Genomic DNA, 22,474 nt, shown 5'->3' on the forward strand with positions numbered 1-22,474 from the left:
CCACTTGCTGGCCTGTGCTATGGTCCGCGAAACAGCCCGATGCCCCGGAGGAACCGATGTCGCAACGCCCACCCGTCAAAGCCATCGGCGTGATCAGCGGAACGTCCATGGACGGCATCGACGTCTCCATCGTCGAAACGGACGGGGACGCCTTCGTCGAGCCGGGGCCCGGCCGGACGTTCTCCTATCCCTCCGATCTGAGACAGACTCTCCAGGAGCTGATCGCGGAGCCTGCCCGCGCACAGAGCGAGCCGCTCGATGAGCTCGAACGCGCGGTGACGAGCGCGCATATCGCCGCGATACGACGGTTTATGGACGAGACGGGCGTAGGAACGCGGGACGTAAGCCTCATCGGCTTCCACGGCCAGACGGTTTATCATCGTCCGGAGATCCGCTTCACCCGTCAGCTCGGCATCGGCGCGCTGGTCGCGCAGGAGCTCGGCATCGACACCGTGGACCGCTTCCGTCACGCGGATGTCGCCTCGGGCGGCGAAGGCGCTCCGTTCGTTCCGCTCTATCACCGCGCGCTCGCGAGCAGGCTGGCGCAGCCGATCATGATCCTCAATCTCGGCGGCGTCGGAAACGTCACCTATATCGACGGCGAGACGGTGATCGCCTTCGACACCGGACCGGCCAGCGCCCTGCTGGACGATTTCGTTCTGCGCCGCAGGGGCCTGAGCTTCGACGAGAACGGTAGGCTCGCCGCCTCCGGCCGCGTTGACGACGACCTCGTCACGGGCTTCATGAGCAATCCCTTCTTCGACCGCTCCGCCCCCAAATCCCTCGACCGGCAGGATTTTCACGCCCGCGCCAAAGGCGTCGAAGCGCTCTCGGACGAGGACGGTGCGGCGACGCTCGCGGCCTTCACCATCGAATCGGTCGTCGCGGCCCTTCGCCATGTTCCGCGCGCGCCGCAGCGCTGGCTCGTCACCGGCGGCGGACGCCTCAATGCGCATTTCATGCGCCGGCTGCACGAGCGCCTCGGCGTCCCCGTCGATCCCGTGGAGGCCGTGGGCTGGAACGGCGACTTCCTCGAAGCCCAGGCCTTCGGCTATCTCGCCGTCCGCGCGACGCTGGGTCTTCCGCTCAGCCTTCCCACCACGACGGGCGTGCCGCATCCCATGCCGGGCGGCGAACTGCATCGCGCGGCGTGAGCGTCCATGCCCATTGAAAACATCGTCGACCAGGCCTTCTCGCCGGCCGCCGCCGCCGTCGAGCGCCGAGACGTTCCCGGCGCCGTGCTCGGCATCGTCACGGCCGACGGGCAGCGCGCCGTCCGCTGGAAAGGCCTGGCGCAGATCAAGCCCCACGAGGAGAGCCTCGCGCGCGAGACATGGTTCGACCTCGCCTCGCTCACCAAGGTGATCTTCACCACCACGGCGATCCTGAAGGTCGTGGAGGAAGGCCGCATCGCGCTGGACGATCCGCTGATCACGGTCATTCCCGACCTGCGGCAATACGACATGACCGCCGCCGAGCGGCGACTCACCTTCCGCCAATGCCTCGCTCACCAGACGCATCTGCCGGCCGTCGAGCCGCTCTACACCTACGGCCAGGATCCGAACACGCTGCGCGCCTTCATTCTCCAGCGCGTCTGGCAAAGCGGCCCGCCGGTCTATTCGGACATCAACTTCATGCTGCTCGGCATCGCCATCGAGCGCATCACGGGACGGCCTCTGATCGATCAGCCGCTTCCTCGCAACCTGTCCTTCCGTCCGGACCCGCGCCTGTGCGCGGCGACGGAACGCTGCACGTGGCGCGGCCGCGTGATCCGTGGCGAGGTCCATGACGAGAACGCCTTCGCGCTCGGGGGCGCTTCCGGCCATGCGGGCCTGTTCGGCACCATCGACGGCGTGCTGGATTTCGCCCACGGGCTTCTCGACGGCTCTATCCTCTCGTCGGAATCGCTCGAGGCCGTCAGGACACGCGAATCGGAAAAACGGACCGTCGGCTGGGAGGGCTCTTATCCCGGCTGGCACGGGGGCGATGCCTGCTCGCCCGCAACCATCGGGCATACGGGCTTTACCGGCACCGGACTCTGGATCGATTTCGAACGGGGGCTCGCCTGGTCGCTCCTGACCAACCGGGTTCACCCCTCCCGGCACAGGGGCAGCGGAATCATGGATCTGCGCCGTGCAACGGGCGATCAGGTGATCGCGTTGTTCGACCGCCGGACCGGGCTTTAAGGATGTCCGCAAATATCTGGTGAGGCCGGCCCTCCGGGGTCCGGTCCCGATTGCTGGCGCTCTCAACTGGACCTATATTGGTCTGCTAGAAAGGTAGGCCATGGCAACAGAACATTTCAGCGCCCGGTTTCAGGATCTCGATACGTGGCCAAGCCTCGACGTGCTGTCTGCCTTTTATGAGGGCCAGCTCTCCGCCGTCGCCGCCGTCAGGCCGTCGCTCCCCGCCATCGCGGCGGCCGCAGAAGAAGCCGCCAAGCGCCTGAGCCGGGGCGGTCGCCTGGTCTATGTGGGCGCCGGCACCTCCGGCCGCATCGGCGTGCAGGACGGCACCGAGCTGCCCCCCACCTTCAACTGGCCCGACGACAAGCTCGTCTACCTGATCGCCGGCGGCGACCGCGCCATCATGAAGGCGGTGGAGAATGCGGAAGATTCGGTCGAGGAAGGCGCGGCCGGCATCCGCAACAACGATGTCGGCCCGAACGACGTGGTGATCGGCGTCGCCGCAAGCGGCCGGACGCCGTTCACCATCGCGGCCCTCAAGGAGGCCGCCTCGCGCGGCGCGCAGACCATCGGCATTTCCAACAACGCGGACGCGCCCATTCTCGATGCCTGCTCCCATCCGATCCTCGCCGATACGGGCGAGGAGGTGATCGCCGGATCGACCCGCATGAAGGCCGGCACGGCGCAGAAGGTCATCCTGAACCTGTTCTCTTCCCTCGTCATGGTGCGCATGGGGCGCGTCTATCGCGGCCTCATGGTGAACATGCGCGCGACGAACGCGAAGCTGCGCCGCCGCAGCGAGATCATGGTCCGCCAGATTACCGATTGTGACGAGGCCAAAGCCGCCGACGCCATTCTTCAGGCGGGCGGCGACCTGAAGACGGCCGTTCTCATCGCCATGGGCGCCGATCCGCAGCAGGCCCGGGACGCGCTTGCGCGCAGCGCTGGCAATTTGCGCGGAGCCCTGGCAGAGTTCTCGAAGCTGAAGACATAAGGCACCGCAGAGGGCCGACGGCAGGAAGGGCATCAAGAAGCGTCATGGCATTGGGGCTTGGCATCGACGCGGGCGGAACGGCGACGCGCTGGCGGTTGGCGGACGATCAGGGTCATTGCGTCGCGCAGGGCAATGCCGAACCGCTGACCGGCCATCTGTTCTCCGCGGCCGCCGAGGAGCGGGCCCGCCAGATCATTCTCGACATGGCTCAAGCGGTGATGCGTCAGGGCAAGCCCCTCGGCATCGTCGCGGGCATCACGGGGCTGACCCGCGACACGCCGTCCGAAGCGAAGATGCGCGCCCTCTTCGCGGAAATCTTCGAGCTTCCTCCCGACAGGGTCTTCGTCGCGGAGGACATGTGGATCGCGTACCTCTCCTATTTCGCGCTGGGGGAAGGCATCCTCGTCTACAGCGGCACGGGCTCCATCGGCTATTACCTGTCCGATGCGAAGGAGGTGATCCGCGTCGGCGGGCGCGGCAACCTGATCGACGACGGCGGCTCCGGCTTCTGGATCGCGCGCGAGGCGCTGAAGACGATTCTCCGCAAGGAAGAGGAGTGCCCCGGCAAAGGCTGGGCCACGACCCTGGGCCGCTATCTCGAAAAGGCCCTCGGCGGCACGGACTGGAACATCGTGCGCTCGTTCGTTTATGGCGGGGACAGGGGCAAGATCGGCTCCCTTGCGAGGGCCGTCTCGGAGGCCGCGAGGGCGGATGACCAGACGGCCCTGCGGATCCTCCAGGAGGCCGGCGAGGAGCTGGCCCGTCTCGCCAACAGCCTGACCAAGCGCATCGGCCCCCGACCCGTCGCCCTGGCGGGCGGCAGCTCCCGCCTCCATCCCATTGTGGCGGAGGCCTTCCGGCGGGATCTCGTCGCCCCGGTCGAGTTCATCACGACCGATCTGGATGCGGGCCTGACCGCGGCGAGGCTCGCGGCCACGTTGAACAGGACGTGACCATGTCCCTAAGGCTTGCCTATTGCCCCCTCGTCGTCCAAGACTTCCGTCTTCATTCGGATCGAGATTGTTGTTGAAGCCATGCAAGCTCTCTTCGTAGGCCAGACCTATATCGACGTGACGTTCCTGGCGGACGAACTCCCCACGGGTGACGACAAGACCGTTGCGCGCGATTACGCCATTTCCTTCGGCGGCAATGCGGTCACGGCCGCCTTTGCCTGCGCGAAGCTCGGCATTGCTCCCGACCTTCTGACCTCGATCGCAGACGACTGGCTGGGCCGCATGTTCATCGACATGGCGGCGAAATACGGCATTTCGGTCCATCACCGGAAAGTGAAGGAATCCTCGCTTTCCTTCATCATGCCGCGCGGCGGCAAGCGCGCCATCGTGCGCTGCCGCGACGACCACTATCTTCATCCGGTGCCGCCGCTCAACCTGCAGGGCTGCCGCGCACTTCATCTCGACGGCCACCAGGCCGACGCGGCGATGCACTACGCGAAGGCCTGCCGGGAGGCAGGGATTCTCACCTCTCTCGACGGCGGCGGCCTGCGCTCCAACACCCATGAGCTTCTCGAGCTCATCGATGTGGCCATCGTGGCCGAACGTCTCTGCGAGCAGATGGAGCTCAGCCCTGGCGAGATGCTGGGCTACCTGAAGGGTCGCGGCTGCAGGATCGGTGGCGTGACCATGGGTGAGCGCGGGATGCTCTGGTACGACGAGAGCGGCGCGGAGAGCGTGCTGCCCGCCCTCAACGTCCCTGCATCGGCGGTGGTGGACACCAACGGCGCGGGCGACATCTTCCACGGCTCGTACGTCTATTCCGCCATGGCGCGCCCCGATCTGCCCTGGCGCGAGCATTTCGTCTTCGCCCGGGCCGCGTCCGCCCATGCCATTCAGCATCTCGGCAACGAGGCGAGCCTGCCGAGCCTGGACGATATCGCGGAAACGCAGGCGAGCTTTTCCGAACGTAAACTGGCCGCGTAGGCGGTGCTCGAAACGGTGAAGACGACTTGCGGGGCGGGCTTCAACCACCCCATCGTGAACCCAACAAAATAAAGTTACAAAATAACCTTGACCGGCTAAACTCCTGTCCTTTGCATATCCCGACTGGCGGGTCTCATAGGATACGAGCTTGAGTTCATTCCGAATCTGGACACATAGCCTCGACCAGATCCGCTTTGGGCCAGGAGCGACAGGCCTCAGCCGCAAGTTCCTGTCCAGTGTTCTGGAGAACGTCCCTCTTGCAATCTGCATCACGCTCGGCCCCGAACACCGCTATGCGTTAGCCAACAAGATCTTCCGATCAGCTCTCGCGGTTTCGGGAGACGATCTGGTCGGTAAAACGCTCCGTGAAGCCCTCGGCGACCGCTACACGGAGCAGACGCAGGGCCCTCGACAGCTTGTTCTTGAAACCGGCCAGCCGACCCAGATCACGAGCGTGCCCTGCGGCCCCGATGCCGCGCAGGACACGACCTTCTGGGACATCACGTTCCTCCCCTTGCGCGATGCGGACGATCAGGTCATCGGGGTCTTGTCGTTGGGCATCGACGTGACGTCGCGCGTCACCGTCACGATGGAGGCGGCACGACAGGCACAGGAGGGCGTCATCACCGGCAAGCGCCTTGCGCTCGCAGTGGAGGCGACCGAACTGGGCCTATGGGAATGGATCGCCGAGACTGGCAAGATCTACTGGTCGGATCGCCAAAGGGACATCTTTGGCGTCCCCGCGGATGAACCGCTCACACACGAACTCTGGGTTTCGTCCATCCATCCGGAGGATCGCGATTGGGTCGTCGACATGGTCGAGGCCCTCAAGAACCCGGATTCGCAAGGCAAGCTGCAAACCGAATACCGCATCGTCCGCCCCGATGGGGAGACCCGCTGGATCAGCAGCCGGGGACGCATGCTCTACGAGATCGTGGACGGCAGGCTGCAGGCCGCCCGGCTTCTCGGCACCATTCTCGACATCACGGAACGCCGCACGCATGACGAAGCCCGACGCCTTCTGGCGAAGGAACTCGATCACAGGGTGAAGAACTTGTTCGCCATGGCCAGCGCCATGGTGACCCTGACCGCACGAACCGCCACTTCGCCGGACGACATGGCGGCTGCCCTGCACGGACGCCTTCAGGCCTTGGCGCGGGCCCATGAGCTCATTCGCCCGGCGCTGGCCGAAGACCGTCCGCACCACGGCGAAACCACCGTTGCCGCGATTGCGGAGACGATCCTGGCGCCGCATCGACATTTCGGCCCGCCCGGACGAATCCTGATCGAGTGCGCTCCGATCGCGGTCGGCGCACAATCGGCTACCAGCCTGACTCTCGTTCTGCACGAGCTTGCAACGAATGCATCCAAATACGGAGCGCTCTCCGTGATCGATGGATCTCTCATAATCACCTGCTGGCGCGATGGGGATGCAGTATTGCTCGTATGGCAGGAAAGGGACGGTCCGCTCATCGAGGGCCCGCCGGCCTCGGAGGGCTTCGGATCGAACCTGGCGCGCAAGAGCGTGATCAATCAACTCGAGGGCGAAATCACTTACGACTGGCTCAGCGAGGGATTGCGCGTCGCGCTGCGGATTCCATTCACGGGATTGTCCCTATGAGCGGCGCAGATGAAGAAAAGGCGGCTATCAAGCCGCCTTCTTCTGATAATCCTTCACATCCGAGAAGCGGATCGATTTGTAGCGGTCCATCTCGTATTGCAGGTTGAAGGCGTTCGCCGCCATGAACACGGGCGCCTCATCGAGATCGCGCGCCATGGACGACAGGTGGCTCTCGATGAACTTGTCGAGCTCCCGCGGATCGTCCGCCGTGATCCAGCGGCAGATCGAAAAGCGGGTCGGCTCGTAGTCGATCGGCAGGCTGTATTCGGCGGAAAGACGTTCTTTCAGCACGTCGAGCTGCAGCGCGCCGACAACGCCCACGATGGCGCCGGAGCCGTCCTGCGGAACGAAGAGTTGAACGACGCCCTCCTCCGCCATCTGCTGCAGCGCCTCGCGCAGCTTCTTGGCCTTCATGGCGTCCTGCAGCTTGATGCGGCGCAGGATTTCCGGCGCGAAGCTCGGAACCCCGCGGAACACGATGTCTTCGCCCTCGGTCAATGTGTCGCCGATGCGCAGGGTGCCGTGATTGGGAATGCCCACCACATCGCCCGCCCAGGCCTCGTCCGCAATCGCGCGGTCCTGCGCGAAGAAGAATTGCGGTGTGTTGAGGCTCATGGGCTTGCCCGTGCGCACGAGCTTCGCCTTCATCCCGCGCTGGAGCTTTCCCGAGCAGATGCGCATGAAGGCGATGCGGTCGCGATGGTTCGGATCCATGTTCGCCTGGATCTTGAACACGAAGCCGGTCATGCGGCTCTCGCCCGCTTCCACGAGGCGCTTGTCGGCCTCCTGCCCACGCGGGGGCGGAGCGTATTCGGCGAGCGCATCAATGAGGTCGCGCACGCCGAAATTGCGCAAGGCGCTGCCGAAGAACACGGGCGTGAGATGGCCCTCACGGAACGCTTCGAGGTCGAACGGCTTGCAGGCCTCCTGCGCCAGCATCACCTCTTCCTGCCAGGCATCCGCCTCCTCAGGCGGCAGCAGGCTCACGACCTTCGGATCATCCGGGCCGGAAACGGATATCGGCTCCTCGTCCGTGTCGATGCGACGCACCACGTTGCGCCGCAGATCGAACGTGCCCGCGAAGCTCTTGCCCTGGCTGATGGGCCAGGTGACGGGCGCCGTATCGAGGGCGAGCGTCTTCTCGATCTCGTCGAGCAGGTCGAAGGGGCTGCGCGCCTCGCGGTCCATCTTGTTGATGAAGGTCACGATCGGGATATCGCGCATGCGGCACACTTCGAAGAGCTTGCGCGTGCGCGCCTCGATGCCCTTCGCGGCGTCGATCACCATGATGGCCGAATCCACCGCCGTGAGGGTGCGGTAGGTATCCTCCGAGAAGTCCTCGTGGCCCGGGGTGTCGAGCAGATTGAAGACGCAGCCGCCGTATTCGAAGGTCATGACCGAGGTCACGACGGAGATGCCGCGTTCCTTCTCGATCCCCATCCAGTCGGATCGGGTGGAGACGCGGTTCTTCTTGGCCTTCACCTCGCCCGCGAGCTGGATCGCGCCCCCGAACAGCAGGAGCTTTTCGGTGAGCGTGGTCTTACCCGCGTCGGGGTGCGAGATGATGGCAAAGGTTCGGCGGCGGCCCACAGGGGCCGGAAGATCGGTCATGGCGCTCAGGTACTTCAGGAAAAACCCGGTTGGAGGACAGAACGCCGCGGCGCCCCACCCTTTCGTATCATTCTTCTCACCCCATATGGGGGTTTCCCGTCAACAACGAAAGGAGGTGATCCAGTGTCTCATTGTCATACCCTACGGTCCCCGGTTGCCGCGATCTGGATCTTGGCCTCTGCCGAGATTGGTGCGTAACGCACATGGACGTCCGGCTCCTCTGGGGCCACGGAACCGACAATGGAAAGGCCGCCTCTGAGGGCGGCCTTTCTTTTTGCATGGCGCGTCAGGCGCTGAGCAGCTTGCCCGTGCGCCTGGCCGTGGTGCCCGCCACCTTGGCGAGACGGGTTCCTTCCGTAACGAAACGCTGTGCGATCCGGGCGAAGACCACCCCCTCGCAAGGGGATTTCGCCTGGGTGACGGCGCCCGTCTGCGGATCCACGATATCCGCGACGACGTCCCCCGCCCCCACCCGGTCTCCGATCTGCGCAAGGAACACCACGATGCCGGTTGCGGGCGCCGAAACCGGCTCGGAGGCCGCGAGCGGCGTCGGCTGGCAAAGCGGGGCCGGAACCTGAGGGGCTTCGCCTGCGATGACCCCGCGCAATGTCATGTAGGCGAGGAGCGCAGCCGCATCGCGCCGGCCGAGTTCATGGCTCACGTCCCGCTCGCCCCGGAACTCGAGAGTGGTGGAATGGCAGCCGAAGGGGATCGGACGATCCGGGAAACGGTTGGCCAGCTCCCCCCAGGGGCGGCTGCAGGCCTCATCGAACGGGTCGTCGCCGGACTCGTCGGCGAGCAGATAGGCCTGAGCGCCGATCAGCGCGGAGAGCGGCGCGAATTCGTCCGCCGAGCGGGTGTGGGTATAGAGATGCTCCACGGCCTCAGCATCGCAATGGAGGTCGAGGACGATATCGGCCTCGATGGCGAGCGTGAGCAGCGCCTTCTTCATCACCTCGGCGGGATTGCTCGTCCCCCAGGCGTCGAGCTCGGCGCGCAGCGCCTCGCGGATCAGGCGAACATTCGCCTCCGGGTCGGCCGAGAGCTGCCCCTCGACCCGATCGGCCACCTTGGGCACGAGATAGGGATAGCCCCGGTTGAAGTTGAGACCATCCGCGAGATTGAAGCGGCCGATATGATCGCCGAGAACGCGCTGGGCGAGGCCGATGGGATTGGCGAAAGGAACGAGAATGATCTCGCCCCTGATCCTGCCCTCCGCTTCCAGAGCCGTCAGCCGCTCACGCAGGTGATGGGCCGCAATCATGCCCGGGATTTCATCGGCATGGAGGGAGGCCTGCACATAAACGCGCGGACGTGCGCCGGCCTCGCCGAAGCGGTGGACGGTGAGCGACAGGCCGGCACCGGGAGCAAGCGGCGAAAGAGCGATCTGTTCTGTTTTCATGGGAGCGAAGGACTGCGTCAGCCTGAGCGAGGTTTCGTTGAACCGTGGTCAAGGCCGACGGGCACTTTTCAGGCGGCCCACCCTTGCGACTTGAACACGAAGCGTCCCGGATTGGTAACGATTGCGGCAAGCCCCTGCAAGGCCGGCTCCGGATTGACGATCACGAAAGCCGGCACCTTGCGCGCCCAGGCCTCGTGGGGCGCCTTGTGGTCGAAGGCCTCCCGGAAGCCGCCGTTCTGGAGAATATCCACCATGCGGGGCGCGATGCCCCCGGCGATGAACACGCCCCCGGAGGATTCGAAGGTCAGCGCCATGTCGCCCGCAAAGCGCCCGAGCCAGCGGGCGAAGAGATCGAGCGCAGCCTGCGCCAGCTCGTCGCCCTCGCGGGCCGCGGAGAGGATATCGTTGGGCTTCTTGTAGGGACAATCCACGCAGCGGTAGGCGGCGATCGCCTTCGCGATGCGGAAGAGGCCGGGACCGGATAGCACCACCTCGGCCGAGACCCGGCCGCCGACCCGCTCCAGATGCGGCCAGAGCGCCGCCTCCTCCTCCGTGGCCGGTCCGAACTCGATGTGCCCCGCCTCGGTCGCCAGGATGGCCAGGCGGTCCTCCACGGGAACCAGCGCGCCCGCCCCGAGCCCCGTGCCCGGCCCGAGAACCACCCGCGCACCGGCCCCCGGATGGCCATTGCCGATCGGGGCGAGGTCGCCCTTCTCCTCGCTCAAGACCGCCACGGAAGCCGCGACGGGCGTGTAGTCGTTGACGAGGGTCACGCGCTCGAGCCCCAGGGCCTTCCCGATCGCCTCGGCATCGATCACCCATTGCGCATTGGTGAGGCGAATAGCGGGGGCATCCACCCGGGTCGCCACAGCGATCATGGCCGACCGGGGCGCCTCCCCCTGGTAACCCTGCAGCGCGATCCGGATGGCGCCGACAGGGTCGGGCGTCTGCGCGGTCAACGTGCGGGGCAAGAAGTGAACGGGCTCGCCGGGTGCGGGCAGCACGGCAAATCGCGCGTTCGTGCCGCCGATATCTCCAAGCAGAACGGGAAATGCGAACATCGAGCGAGCCTATTCTCCTGTTGCCCCAAGCGGAGCAGTCACCCTCAGAGCGCGTCTTCCCAGCTCCGGCTCAGGCGCACGGCGGAGTTGATGAGACCCACCATTGAGTAGGTCTGGGGAAAGTTGCCCCACAACTCGCCGGTCGTGAAGTCGGCATCCTCGGAAAAGAGGCCGAAGGAATTGCGCAAGCTCAGGATGTGCTCGAACAACTCCCTCGCCTCGTCCTTGCGTCCGATGGCGTTCAGAGCATCCACGTACCAGAAGCCGCAGATCATGAAAGCCGTGTGCATGCGCCCGAAATCGTCTTCCACATCATAACGCAGGAGCAGGTCCCCGCGCCGCAGGGTCTTGCCCACCGCATCCACGGTGGCGATGAAGCGCGGATCGCTCGGCTTGACGAAATTGAGTTCCGAGAGGAGCAGCAGCGTCGCGTCGAGATGCTCTCCCCCGAAGGATGACACGAAGGTGCCCTTCTCCGGGTTGAAAGCCTGGTGATCGATCGTGCGATGCATCCGATCCGCGTTCTCGCGCCAGAAGGCGGCCCGGTCCTCGCGCCCCATGGCGATGGCGATCTTGGCGAGCCGGTCGCAGGCCGCCCAGCACATCACGCTCGGAAAGGTATGCACGGCCGCCTTGGTGCGCAGTTCCCAGGGCCCGGCATCGGGCTGATCGAAGACCTCGATGGCGCGCTGCCCCAGCTTCTCGAGATGCGAAAACAGGGCCCGGTTGCCGACTGCCCTGATCAGGCGCTTGTCGAGAAAGGCGTGCACGGAGGCCAGCACGATGCTGCCATAGGCATCGTTCTGAACCTGCGTATAGGCGGCGTTGCCCACACGCACCGGCCCCATGCCGCGATAGCCCGCAAGGGCGGTTGCCTCGCGCTCCTCGAGGTCGGGAGAACGCGTGATGCTGAACAGCGGCGGCATGTCCTTCTGGTCGGGAATGGCTTCCATGTCGTCGACGATGTTGGTGATGTAGGTGAGGTATTCCTCCATCGTCTTCGTGGTGCCCAATCGGTTCAGCGCCTGAATGACGAAATAGGCGTCGCGCAGCCAGCAATAGCGGTAATCCCAGTTGCGCTGCGTGTTCGGCGCTTCCGGCACCGAGGTGGTGAGCGCGGCCACGATGGCGCCCGTCTCCTCGAAATTGCAGAGTTTCAGCGTGATCGCCGCGCGGATCACCGCCTCCTGCCAGTCGAACGGAATGGAGAGCGAACGCACCCAGTCGCGCCAGAAGTCGATCGTGCTGTCCAGAAACTCGCGTGCGGTCGTATCGGTCTCGGAGCGCAGCGGCTCGTCCTCTCCGAAGAAGAAGGAGATCGGCCGCTCCACTACGAAGGGCCGCTCCTCGTGCACATAGGAGACGGACGCATCGGTCGTCAACCGCAAGGAATAATGCGGCCCCACGAAACGCAGGTGATTGCTGCCCCGGGTCGTGTCCGGAGCGCAGCCGCCCCACTCGTAATGCGGCCGCAGCCTCACGCGGATGCGGGGACGTCCCTTCAGTGGCGTCACGCGGCGGATCAGCAGCGGCGGCCGGAACGTCCGGTCGAAATGCTTGAAGCGCGGCGCGAAATCCGTGATCTCGAGGATGTTTCCGAAGGAATCCGTCATGCGGGAGACGAGAACGGCGGTGTTCTGCAGATAGCTCTGCTCGCAGCTGACCATGCCGACCATGTCGATGGCGAAGACACCCTTCTGCTCCGCATCCGTCTGTCCCTCCGGGCAATCGAGCAGCGCCGAGAAAACCGGATCGCCATCGAACCGGGGAAAGCAGCTCCAGACGATCTGCGCCCGGCGATCCACCAGGGCCGAGATCATGCAATTGCCGATGACGGCGAGGTCCAGCGAACTCATCTGATCAATCATCCACGTTGAAGGGCAGGCAGCCATCCTCAGCCCATGCGGACAGGCAATGTCGCAGATCGGCAGGCGTTCCCAGGCGAACCTTGGCCAGGGTTTCGCCGGCACCGATGCGGATGGACAGGCCACCGCGGGCGTTCACTGTCTTGAACCCATTCTCGTCGGTCAAGTCGTCGCCGACGAAGATGGGCCGACGCCCCCTGTAGGGCGCCTCGTGGAGAAAGTGCTCGATGACCTTTCCCTTGCCGGCCGCCGATGGGAGAATTTCCGCGACCGCCTTGCCGTGCTGGAGGCGGTATTCGCTCCCGAGAGCCTCGACGGCGGCATGGGCCATCGCCAGGGCGAATTCCTTCTCCTGCGGCGCGAGGCGCCAGTGGATGGCGACGGAGCAGCCCTTGTCCTCGATCAGAACGCCGGTCTTGCCGGCAACCACATCCGTCAGGCGCCCGACCATCCGGCGCAGCTGAGGGTGCTCGTCCGGATCGCACAGATGAAGCTCGCCCGCGATGCGCTGTTCGAGGCCATGCAGCCCTGCCATGTCGAAGCGATGAGGCTGAAAATGCCGATCGAGAAAGGCCACGGGCCGGCCGCTGACGATGGCGAGCGCCCCGCCGAGCCTCTCCTGGAGGCGCAGGAGAATGCCGGGCAAGCCCGGATCCACGACAACGGCCTCGGGACGATCGACGATGTCCACGAGCGTTCCGTCGAAATCGAGGAAGAGTGCGTAGGCCTCCTCCTGACGGGAAGGCCGAACAGGGACGTCATGCATGGGTCACGGCCCGGTTTCTGCCTGCAGCGATCAGGCGTCGGATTCTCTGCCGTTTGCGCAGACGGGATGCGGCGAGCAGCATCTGCCCGGCCCAGCGATAGACGTTGCGCTCCTTCACCTGATCACGCATCAGGCGCATCCGCTCGCGCTGCTCGGCCTGGGGCATGGTGAGCGCGCGGTTGATGGCTTCCCCCATGGCATGGGCGTTGTAAGGATTGACGATCAGCGCTTCCGACAGCTCGCGCGAAGCGCCGGCGAAGGCGGAGAGAATCAGGACGCCCTCCTCGTCGTCACGCGCCGCCACGAACTCCTTGGCTACGAGATTCATGCCGTCGTGAAGACTCGACACGATGCAGAGGTCGGCGGCCCTGAACAGCTCGAACACCTCATTGGGCTCGTGATGCCGGACGAGGAGCTTGATCGGCTCGTATCCATCGCTGCCATGCCGCTCGTTGATGTCCCGCGCCAGCGCTTCGGCCTCCTCCTGCAGCTGCCGGTAATTCGCGAGCTTGCTGCGGGTGGGAGCCGCCACCTGGACGAAGGTGAAACGGCCACGCCATTCGGAATGCTCGTTGAGCACTGCGTCGATCGCCTGCATCCGGTCGAGAATGCCCTTGGTGTAATCGAACCGCTCGATGCCGACGCCGACGTGCATGTCCGACGGAAGTCCCAGCCGCTCGCGCACGGCGCGGCGGCATTCCTCGACAGGCTTCTGCCCTTCCAGCGCCGTGGGGGGCCATTCGATGGAAATGGGATAAGGACGGATCAGGGTTTCCTCACCGCCGAACGTCACCGAGTCGTTCTCCCGGTTGATGCGGCTCTCCACGTAAGAATCCACCGCATCCATGAAGTTGTTGCAATGGGCCTGTGTATGGAATCCGAGGATCGACGAGCCGAGCAGGCCGTCGATGATCTCCTCGCGCCACGGGCAGATGCCGAAGGTTTCCGCGTTCGGCCAGGGGATATGCCAGAAGGTGACGATGGTCGCCTGCGGAAGACGGTTGCGGATCATGCGCGGCAGGAGCGCGAAGTGATAATCCTGCACCAGAATGATCGGATCCTCGCGCTTGGCCTCGGCCACGATGGCATCGGCGAACTTCTCGTTGACGGCGCGGTAATATTGCCAGTCCTGTTCGCGGAAAACCGGCCGCACGAAGGCGATGTGGCAGAGCGGCCAGAGGCCTTCGTTGGCGGCCCCGTAGTAGTAGCCGTCCTGCTCCTCGTCCGTCAGCCAGACCCGGCGCAGCGTGTAGGACGGATGAGCGGGCGGCACCGGCACCCGGTCGTTCGCATCCACCGTTTCGCGATCCGCCGTTCCGCTGCCGTGCGCCACCCAGGTGCCGCCGCAGGCCCGCACCACCGGCTCCAGGGCGGAGACGAGCCCGCTTGCCGGGATCTGCAGCGCGATGCCCCCATTCTCCGTCCGATTGTGAATGTAAGGCTCGCGGTTTGAGACCACGATCACCTCGGATCCCGACAATTCGTTCGACAGGGCGGCGCGGAGAGTCTCGGGGTTCCAGTCCGTATGCGCCGCATCGATGGTCCGGCGCGAGGACTCCAGTTCCTGGAGCACGTCCCGGATTTCCTGGCCTAGGGGAATGATGTCCTCCTGCTCCGTCGGACCCACGGCGCCCGCGCGGGCACTGTCCAGAGCCTGCCGGATGGAGGCGAGCCATCGGCGCATGATGAACGCCGCGATCAGAGCCGCGAGGGCGGCCGCCCCGAAGGCGACGCCGACGAGGGCGAGGAACAGGTAATTCCGGGCCTCCCCTCCGCGAAGCTCCGCGTAGCTCAGGTCATGCAGCACCACGAGGTGCCCCTCGCGCCCCGCCGCGGAGAGCGGGAACGAGCTGACCAGGACGTTGCGGCCGTCGCTGCGAATGGTCGAAAAGCTCACGGCATCGCCCCTGGCCGCCTGCTCGCAGGAGAAGGAGGGCGGCATGTTCCGTGTCGGCGCACGCAACCTCTCCCCATCGCAATAGCCGATGGCGAGGACCCGCTCGTCGGAGGCGATACGCTCGAAGAGGGCCGCAAGCCTTGCCTCGTCGTTGCGGGCCAGGAAACCGGCAACCTGGTCGCGCGCCGAGTTGAAGACGAGCTGGGACCGCAATTCCACATCCCGCCGCGCCCATTGCTCGACGAAGGACGTGGCGAACGGGAGAACGGCCAGGATGACGATGGCCGCAACGAGCAACGCAATACCGCCGAAGCGAAAAATAATCCTCAAACCTCTGCTTCCTCAGGATACCCAAGACATTTCAAAGGACTGAAGGCTCAACTACGCGAAGGTTTCGACGTTTCGCCCCGTCCAGGCGTTGCCTTGGTGGCCCGCCCGTCCCTGTTTATGGGTTCCCGTGTCGAACTTTCCAGGTTTGAGACCGGGTCAGGCAACCCGGGCATGAAAAAACCGCACCCGGCTTCATGGGCCGAGTGCGGTCTGAAGGTCAGCCCCGACGAGGAGGCTCGGCGCACCGGATGCAAAGGGAGTTTCCCTTTTGTCATCACCCTGGTGCCACTGTTATGGGGCGCATCGCCCGCCGCGGGACAGAAGCCCGCGCGGCGCTAGAGCTGTTTCCCCTTGCGTGGAATCAGCTCTCTCCTTTGCCTTGCCGCATTTTTTGACGGCGAACCGGATCCACTTCGCCGAAAAATGCTCTAGTGCTCGCGGAAAGCGCGGGCGATCTGGTCCTTCATGGGCTTGAAGAAGTACTCGAGCGGCGTGCGCTCGTTGACCTCGACGAAGACTTCGGCCTGCATGCCTGCAATGAGATGCAGACCTTCGAGGCGCGAGATCTCCTCCTGCGGCAGCTCCACACGGATCGTATAGAAGGTCACGCCCGATTGCTGGTCGCGGGACACGTCCGCCGAGATGCGGCTGACCTTGCCGTGCAGGTCGGGCATCATGCGCGCATTCGAAGCATGCACCTTCACGGTCGCCTTCTGCCCCAGCTTCACCTGATCGATATCGTTGGGAAGCACCTTCGCCTCGAGCTCGAGCTTGTCGTTCGTGGGAACGATGAGCATGACCGGCTCGGCCGGAGAGATGACGCCGCCGATGGTGTGCACATTGAGCTGGTGGACATAGCCGTCGCTCGGCGCGCGGATGTCGACGCGCTTCAGCTGATCCTCAGCCGCCACGCGCCGCTCCGTGTATTCGGCGATCTTGCTCTGGATCTCGCGCAGCTCCTGCATCGCCTCCGCACGCATCTGCTCGTCGATCTGGATGATCTGGAACGAGGTTTCGGCGATACGGCTTTCGGCCTGGGCCACGGAAGCGATGAGCTGGCCCCGCTGCCCCTCGATGCTGGCGGCGTCGCGCTCGAGCGCGTTCAGGCGCGGAAGCTGCACCAGGTTCTTCTGATAGAGGTCGCGGACGCCGACGAGCTCTTGCTTGATCAGCTCGGCCTCGCGGGACTTCGCCTCCTGCTGCGCCTTCAGGCCCGTGATCTCGTCCTGGGACTGGGCCATGCGCTTCCTCAGCTGATCCTTCTGGGCCTCGCGGGTGGCGCGCCTCGCCTCGAAGAGCGTGCGCTCGGAGGTCACGATCTTCTGAATGGCGGGTTCGTTGAGACGATTGGCGAATTCCTGCGGCGTCTTGACCTCATTTGTGCCGTCGCGCTCGGCCTCCAGGCGCGCCTGGCGCCCGATGAACTCGTCGAGCTGCTTGGACACCACCAGAAGGTTGGCGCGGGTCAGGGTCTCGTCCAGGCGGAGCAGGAGATCGCCCGCCTTGACGCGGTCGCCGTCCTTCACCTTCAGCTCGCCGACGATGCCGCCGGTGGAATGCTGGATCTTCTTGACGCTGCTGTCGACCACGAACTGGCCGCCGGCCACGACGGCGCCCGACAGGGTCGAGGTTGCCGCCCAGAGCCCGATCGTGCCGGCGAACAGGGCGATCATCGAAAGACCCGCGACGCTCGACTGACGCAGAACCTTCTCGTGCAACGAAGGCTTCTGGGGTTTCTGCATGACAATCATTTAACCGACCTCCCGCAGGTTACCCGCCTGCGCCTGCGCCGGCTGCACCCGCACCGTGGGGGTTTGCGCCGGAGCCGTGTTGCGTTTCATCACGCTCTGCAGAACCTCGTCCCGCGGACCCATGGCCTTGATGCGACCCTCTTCCATGATCGCGACCTGATCGACCTGCCCGAGAGCGGCCGGGCGATGGGTGATGACGATGACGATGCCGCCACGCTGCCGAACCGACAGGATCGCCTGATTCAGGGCCTCGTCGCCTGCGCCGTCGAGGCTGGCATTCGGCTCGTCGAGGACCACTAGGAAGGGATCGCCGTAGAGCGCCCGGGCCAGGGCGACGCGCTGGCGCTGGCCGCCCGACAGGGAGGCTCCGCTTTCGCCGATGCGCGTATCGTAGCCGTCCGGAAGGTTGAGGATCAGCTCATGAGCGCCGGCCGACTTCGCGGCGGCGATGACGTCCTCGGGCTTCGCGTTCGGTTGGAAGCGCGAGATGTTCTCCGCCACCGAGCCCTCGAACAGCTCCACGTCCTGCGGCAGATACCCGATGTGACGCCCGAGGTTGTCGGGCTCCCACTGGTCGAGGGCGGCGCCGTCGAGCCGGATCTCGCCACGCATGGTCGGCCAGACGCCGACGAGGGCGCGGGCGAGGGTCGACTTGCCGGAGGCGCTGGGCCCGATCAGGCCCAGGCCCTGGCCGCCCTGCAGCTTCAAGGAGGCCGCCTGCACGATCGGGAACTGAGCGCCTGGAGCCGAAACGTAGACCTCCTCGACGGACACGGCCTGCTTCGGGGCAGGCAGCGGCATGCGCTGGCCCTGCGCCGGAACCAGGCTCATGATGTGCTGGAGGCGACGGTAAGCCTGACGGGAGGCGGTGAAGCCCTTCCAGTGCGCCACGGCGATTTCGATGGGCGCGAGCGCGCGGGACATCAGGATCGACCCCGCGATCATCAGGCCGCCGGACATCTGCCCCTCGATCACCAGGAGGGCGCCGAGGCCCAGGATGCCGGATTGCAGGGCCATGCGGAACACCTTGGCGAAGGCGCTGATGCCCGCCGAGGATTCGCTGGCGACGAGGCCGTCATTGACGTGGCGGACATGCACCTCGTCATAGCGCTTGCCGAGATGGCCGAGCATGCCGAGGGCGCGGATCGCCTCCGCGTTGCGGCGGCTGGTTTCCGCCATGGCGTGCCGCTCGGCGCCGCTCTTCGTCACCTCGAAGGACGGCTCCTTGCTCTTGGCGTCGGTATAGATCGTCAGAATGATGATGCACACGCCGCCGATCACGGAGAAGACGCCGATCCACGGATGGATCATGAAGCAGCCGATGAGGAAGATCGGCATGAACGGCATGTCGAACAGAGCCGTGGGGCCGAGGCCCGACAGGAAGCCGCGGATCGTATCCACGTCCCTGATCGGCTGCATGCTCTCGGTCGCCTTGGCTCCCTTCAGGGGCATGGTGGCGACCAGATCGAAGACGCGGGGCGCGAGGATCTCGTCGAAGCGGGCGCCGATGCGGGCCAGCATCCTGCCGCGCAGCATGTCGAGACCACCGGAGAGGGCATAAGCCGCCAGGGTGATCAGCGAGAGCCCGACGAGGGTCGGAATGCTCCGGCTCGACAAGACGCGGTCGTAGACTTGGAGCATGTAAATCGAACCGGTCAGCGCCAGGACGTTCACGACCGCAGAGAAAATGGCTACGTTCGAAAAGGAAGGTAAGCACGATTTCAGAGCGTCTTGGACTTCCGTGCTCTCTTCCCGATTTCTCGATGTCTGCTTCATTATCTTCTTTCCATCGATGGTCCGGCTGCGCGGCACACCGTTCAGTTCAACGCCTTTTTCGACAGGCTATATCCTATCGACCAGGGCGCTGTCTCGCGACAACTTCGATATCGGGCTTTGGACCATAAGAACATTCTAGCAGGTCCGGGTTGGATTTCCCGGCGCTCGCAGTGCTCTTAAGGATAGCGAGATGCCCCCAAAGTCGGCGCTTCCGTTACGCCATCTAAGTTGTAACCCTATTTCATACACGAATGTCAACTAAAACTGTCGTCAAATTTTCAGAGGGCCTCATCTTGCCCTCTATTCAGAGGGGAAGGTAACGCCCCCTCTCGTTCAAAAGTAACGCTTTGGTTAATACAATGGGCGGTCTGTGACCCAGAAATGAGGTCGCATTATGAACACGCCCGACAGCCCGCCTTTTCTTTTGATGACCCGAAACAGGCGATTCGGGCGCAGGTGCCCAGGACCGCTCCGGTTGGGACAGGCGGGCGACCGGAGCCTCGGCTTGGCAGGGGTCATGTCCGCCCCTGCCGCCCCTTACCGCGGAATGATGAGCTTCAAGCCATAGACCGCGGCGGCGAAAGCCGCGAGGCTTACGACATAGATCAGCACGAACCACAGGAGGCGCTTCGAGCGTCCTCCGGGCGGGCGATGCGTTTGGGCCGCCATCAATGGTATCCGTAGCCGCCGCTCTGGATTTCCTCGGCCACCTTCCCGCGGAACACGTAATAGGCATAAGCCGTGTAGGCGAAGGTGATCGGCAGCACGATCGCAAAGCCCACGAGCGCGAAGAGCTGGGAATGGACGGTGTTGGCGGTGTCCCAGATCGTCAGGTTCGGCGGCACGTTGTACGGGAACAGGCTGATGCCGAGCCCGAGATAGCCGAGCAGGAAAAGAGCGATGGCGAGGAAGAACGGCCGGTAGTGACGCCCGTCGTCCAGGTCGCGGAGCAGGCGATAGGCCACATAGGCCGTGATCAGCGGAACCGGCGCGAGAAAGGCGATGTTGGGCCAGGAGAACCAGCGCGTCTCGATCTGCCGGCCGAGGAAGGGTACCCAGAGCGACACGACCGCCATGGCGACGATCGTCGCCAGCAGGAAACGCACCGCCATGCGCCGTGCCCATATCTCGAGCTCGCCCGTGGTCTTCATCACGCACCATGTCGCGCCGAGAAGGCCATAGCCGCAGATGAGGCTGAGACCCGTGACGACGCTGAAGGGCGTGAGGAAATCGAAGGTGCCGCCGGTGAACTGGCGCCCGTCATTGGAAAAGCCCTGCACGAAGGCGCCCAGCACCATGCCCTGGAAGAACGTCGCGAGCAGCGACCCGAAAAAGAAGGCGTTGTCCCACAGAAACTTCGAGCGCTCCGCCTTGAAGCGGAACTCGAAGGCGACGCCGCGAAAGATCAGAGCGATCAGCATGAGGATGATCGGCACGTAGAGCGCAGGCATGAGCACCGCATAGGCAACGTGGAACACGGCGAAGAGACCGCCTCCGCCGAGGATGAGCCAGGTTTCGTTGCCGTCCCAGATCGGAGCCACGGAGAACATCATCCGGTCGCGCCAGTTCTCGCTGCGGGCCGCCTTGAACAGGATGCCGACACCGAGATCGAACCCGTCGACGATCACGTACATCGCCACGGCCACCGCGATCAGTCCGGCCCAGATCAGCGGCAGCCAGAAGGCGAGACCGTCGTATTCGTTGCCAAAGCCGAACATGCTCCCGCCTCCTATTCCGCCGGTTGGGCCCGGTGGCCGGACCTGCCCTCGATGCCCTCGTCCGACGCGGAGAACGGCCGCTTCGGCTTCTTGCCCAGGTCGTCGCCGCGGATGTCCTCGATGGGATCGGGCCCGCGCCGCAGCAGCTTAGCGAGATAGTAGGAGCCGAACCCGAAGATGAAGGTGTAGACGACGATGAAGATGAGGAGCGACGCCGTCACCGCTCCCGTGGTGACGGGCGAGACCGCATCGGCGGTGCGCATCAGACCGTAGACCACATAAGGCTGCCTGCCGATTTCCGCCGTGAACCAGCCGAACAGCACCGCGCCAAATCCCGAGGGCGTCATGAGCATCGTGGCGGCGAGAAAGGTTCTGTTGGTGAACAGCGTTCCGTTCCAGCGCAGATACAGGCTCCACAACCCGATGCCGAGCATGGCGAAGCCTAAGCCCACCATGATGCGAAACGAGAAGAACACGGGCCAGACCGGCGGCCGGTTCTCCGGCGGCACCTCCTTGAGGCCGGGTACGACGCCGTCATAGGCATGGGTCAGGACCCAGCTTCCGAGCTTCGGGATGCCGATTTCATAATGGTTGGTTTCGGCCTCCTCGTCGGGAATGGCGAATAGGCGCAGCGGCATGTTGGACATGCGCTCCCAATTGCCCTCGATGGCCGCGAGCTTCGTCGGCTGATATTCCAGCACCCCCAATCCATGAAGATCGCCGATCACGATCTGGACGGGCACGAAGATTGCCGCGAACCACAGGGCCATTGACATGGAACGCCGCGAGGCCGCGAGCTTGGCTTCCGGCGCATCGTGCGGGTGGCGAAGGAGCATCCACGCCGACATGCCGGCGACCGCGAAGGCCGTCGTGATGTAGCAGCCCATCACCATATGGGCGTAGCGCAAGGGGAAGGACGGATTGAAGACGACCTTGAACCAGTCGACCGGCACCGCCTTGCCGTTCTCGATGGCATAGCCCGCCGGCGTCTGCATCCAGGAATTGGCGGAGAGAATCCAGAAGGCCGAGATCAAGGTTCCCAAAGCCACCATGCAGGTCGCGAAGAAATGCAGCCGGTCACCTACCTTCTCCCAGCCGAAGAGCATGATGCCAAGGAAGGCCGCTTCCAGGAAGAACGCCGTGATGACCTCGTAGGCGATGACGGGGCCGAGGACGTTGCCGGTGAACTCGGAGAAGCGCGACCAGTTGGTGCCGAACTGATAGCTCATCACGATGCCCGACACGACACCGAGGCCGAAGGAGACCGCGAAGACCTTGACCCAGAAGCGGAAGAGATTGCGGTAGAGCGGGTTCTTCGTGCGCAGCCAATTGAATTCCAGCGCGGCGAGCCAGCTCGCAAGGCCGATGGTGAAAGCCGGAAAGATGATGTGGAACGAGATCGTGAACGCAAACTGGATGCGCGACAGCATCAGGGCATCGAGTTCCATACCGCTTCCCCTCTCAAGCATCGCCCCGAAAGTGGAAGCCACGTCTCAGGATCCGTCCGATGCTCCCGCTCCCGGGCGGCGCATCGTTCGATGCGCTGCCGTCCTGTCCTG

Annotated in this window: 17 protein-coding genes; 6 read left to right on the plus strand and 11 right to left on the minus strand. The window is 64.7% G+C overall.

From position 1 onward, the window contains the following. The first annotated feature begins 56 nt into the window (after nt 1–56). The 6 genes from ACS5Q0_RS04220 (at nt 57) to ACS5Q0_RS04245 (ending at nt 6,738) form a co-directional block, all read left to right on the plus strand. Nucleotides 57–1,154 carry an anhydro-N-acetylmuramic acid kinase gene (locus ACS5Q0_RS04220; RefSeq protein ID WP_473125347.1) on the plus strand — a complete coding sequence of 366 codons (1,098 nt, stop codon included), beginning with the start codon at nt 57–59 and terminating at the stop codon, nt 1,152–1,154. Nucleotides 1,155–1,160: 6 nt separating this feature from the next. Further along, a complete protein-coding gene (locus ACS5Q0_RS04225; RefSeq protein ID WP_473125348.1) occupies nt 1,161–2,186 on the plus strand; it encodes a serine hydrolase domain-containing protein in 1,026 nt (341 codons plus the stop codon). Between the two features lie 100 nt (nt 2,187–2,286). Continuing rightward, nucleotides 2,287–3,180, plus strand: a complete 894-nt coding sequence (locus ACS5Q0_RS04230; protein ID WP_473125349.1) for an N-acetylmuramic acid 6-phosphate etherase — start codon at nt 2,287–2,289, stop codon at nt 3,178–3,180. A 44-nt stretch (nt 3,181–3,224) separates the two neighbouring features. Then, nucleotides 3,225–4,133 carry an N-acetylglucosamine kinase gene (locus tag ACS5Q0_RS04235; protein ID WP_473125350.1) on the plus strand — a complete coding sequence of 303 codons (909 nt, stop codon included), beginning with the start codon at nt 3,225–3,227 and terminating at the stop codon, nt 4,131–4,133. A gap of 81 nt (nt 4,134–4,214) precedes the next feature. Beyond that, nucleotides 4,215–5,117 carry a sugar kinase gene (locus tag ACS5Q0_RS04240; protein WP_473125351.1) on the plus strand — a complete coding sequence of 301 codons (903 nt, stop codon included), beginning with the start codon at nt 4,215–4,217 and terminating at the stop codon, nt 5,115–5,117. Nucleotides 5,118–5,265: 148 nt separating this feature from the next. Then, nucleotides 5,266–6,738, plus strand: a complete 1,473-nt coding sequence (locus tag ACS5Q0_RS04245; protein WP_473125352.1) for a PAS domain-containing protein — start codon at nt 5,266–5,268, stop codon at nt 6,736–6,738. A 27-nt stretch (nt 6,739–6,765) separates the two neighbouring features. On the opposite strand, the gene ACS5Q0_RS04250 is transcribed toward ACS5Q0_RS04245, so the two are convergent. The 11 genes from ACS5Q0_RS04250 to ACS5Q0_RS04300 form a co-directional block, all read right to left on the minus strand. After that, on the minus strand, nt 6,766–8,349 hold the full coding sequence (locus ACS5Q0_RS04250) for a peptide chain release factor 3 (protein WP_473125353.1): 1,584 nt from the start codon (nt 8,347–8,349) through the stop codon (nt 6,766–6,768). Nucleotides 8,350–8,635: 286 nt separating this feature from the next. Next, nucleotides 8,636–9,751 carry a succinylglutamate desuccinylase/aspartoacylase family protein gene (locus ACS5Q0_RS04255; RefSeq protein ID WP_473125354.1) on the minus strand — a complete coding sequence of 372 codons (1,116 nt, stop codon included), beginning with the start codon at nt 9,749–9,751 and terminating at the stop codon, nt 8,636–8,638. Nucleotides 9,752–9,819: 68 nt separating this feature from the next. Then, on the minus strand, nt 9,820–10,755 hold the full coding sequence (locus tag ACS5Q0_RS04260) for a glucokinase (RefSeq protein ID WP_473125355.1): 936 nt from the start codon (nt 10,753–10,755) through the stop codon (nt 9,820–9,822). Between the two features lie 101 nt (nt 10,756–10,856). Further along, nucleotides 10,857–12,668 carry a glycoside hydrolase family 15 protein gene (locus tag ACS5Q0_RS04265; RefSeq protein WP_473125356.1) on the minus strand — a complete coding sequence of 604 codons (1,812 nt, stop codon included), beginning with the start codon at nt 12,666–12,668 and terminating at the stop codon, nt 10,857–10,859. A 4-nt stretch (nt 12,669–12,672) separates the two neighbouring features. Continuing rightward, nucleotides 12,673–13,443, minus strand: a complete 771-nt coding sequence (otsB, locus tag ACS5Q0_RS04270; RefSeq protein ID WP_473125357.1) for a trehalose-phosphatase — start codon at nt 13,441–13,443, stop codon at nt 12,673–12,675. Beyond that, the gene (locus ACS5Q0_RS04275; RefSeq protein ID WP_473125358.1) at nt 13,436–15,670 is read right to left on the minus strand and encodes an alpha,alpha-trehalose-phosphate synthase (UDP-forming); all 2,235 of its coding nucleotides are present in this window, start codon (nt 15,668–15,670) and stop codon (nt 13,436–13,438) included. The genes otsB and ACS5Q0_RS04275 overlap by 8 nt, the downstream gene beginning before the upstream one ends. Nucleotides 15,671–16,098: 428 nt before the next feature. Beyond that, nucleotides 16,099–17,421, minus strand: coding sequence for an HlyD family type I secretion periplasmic adaptor subunit (locus tag ACS5Q0_RS04280; protein ID WP_473125359.1), 1,323 nt, complete (start codon nt 17,419–17,421; stop codon nt 16,099–16,101). Then, on the minus strand, nt 17,422–19,197 hold the full coding sequence (locus ACS5Q0_RS04285) for a type I secretion system permease/ATPase (RefSeq protein WP_473125360.1): 1,776 nt from the start codon (nt 19,195–19,197) through the stop codon (nt 17,422–17,424). A gap of 537 nt (nt 19,198–19,734) precedes the next feature. Then, a complete protein-coding gene (locus ACS5Q0_RS04290) occupies nt 19,735–19,866 on the minus strand; it encodes a hypothetical protein (RefSeq protein ID WP_473125361.1) in 132 nt (43 codons plus the stop codon). Further along, a complete protein-coding gene (cydB, locus tag ACS5Q0_RS04295; protein WP_473125362.1) occupies nt 19,866–20,915 on the minus strand; it encodes a cytochrome d ubiquinol oxidase subunit II in 1,050 nt (349 codons plus the stop codon). Before cydB ends, ACS5Q0_RS04290 begins: the two co-directional genes overlap by 1 nt. Before the next feature lie 11 nt (nt 20,916–20,926). Continuing rightward, nucleotides 20,927–22,363: a cytochrome ubiquinol oxidase subunit I gene (locus ACS5Q0_RS04300; RefSeq protein ID WP_473125363.1), complete on the minus strand. Its 1,437-nt coding sequence runs from the start codon at nt 22,361–22,363 to the stop codon at nt 20,927–20,929. Nucleotides 22,364–22,474: the final 111 nt, after the last annotated feature.

This window comes from Microvirga sp. HS2, assembly GCF_055792805.1.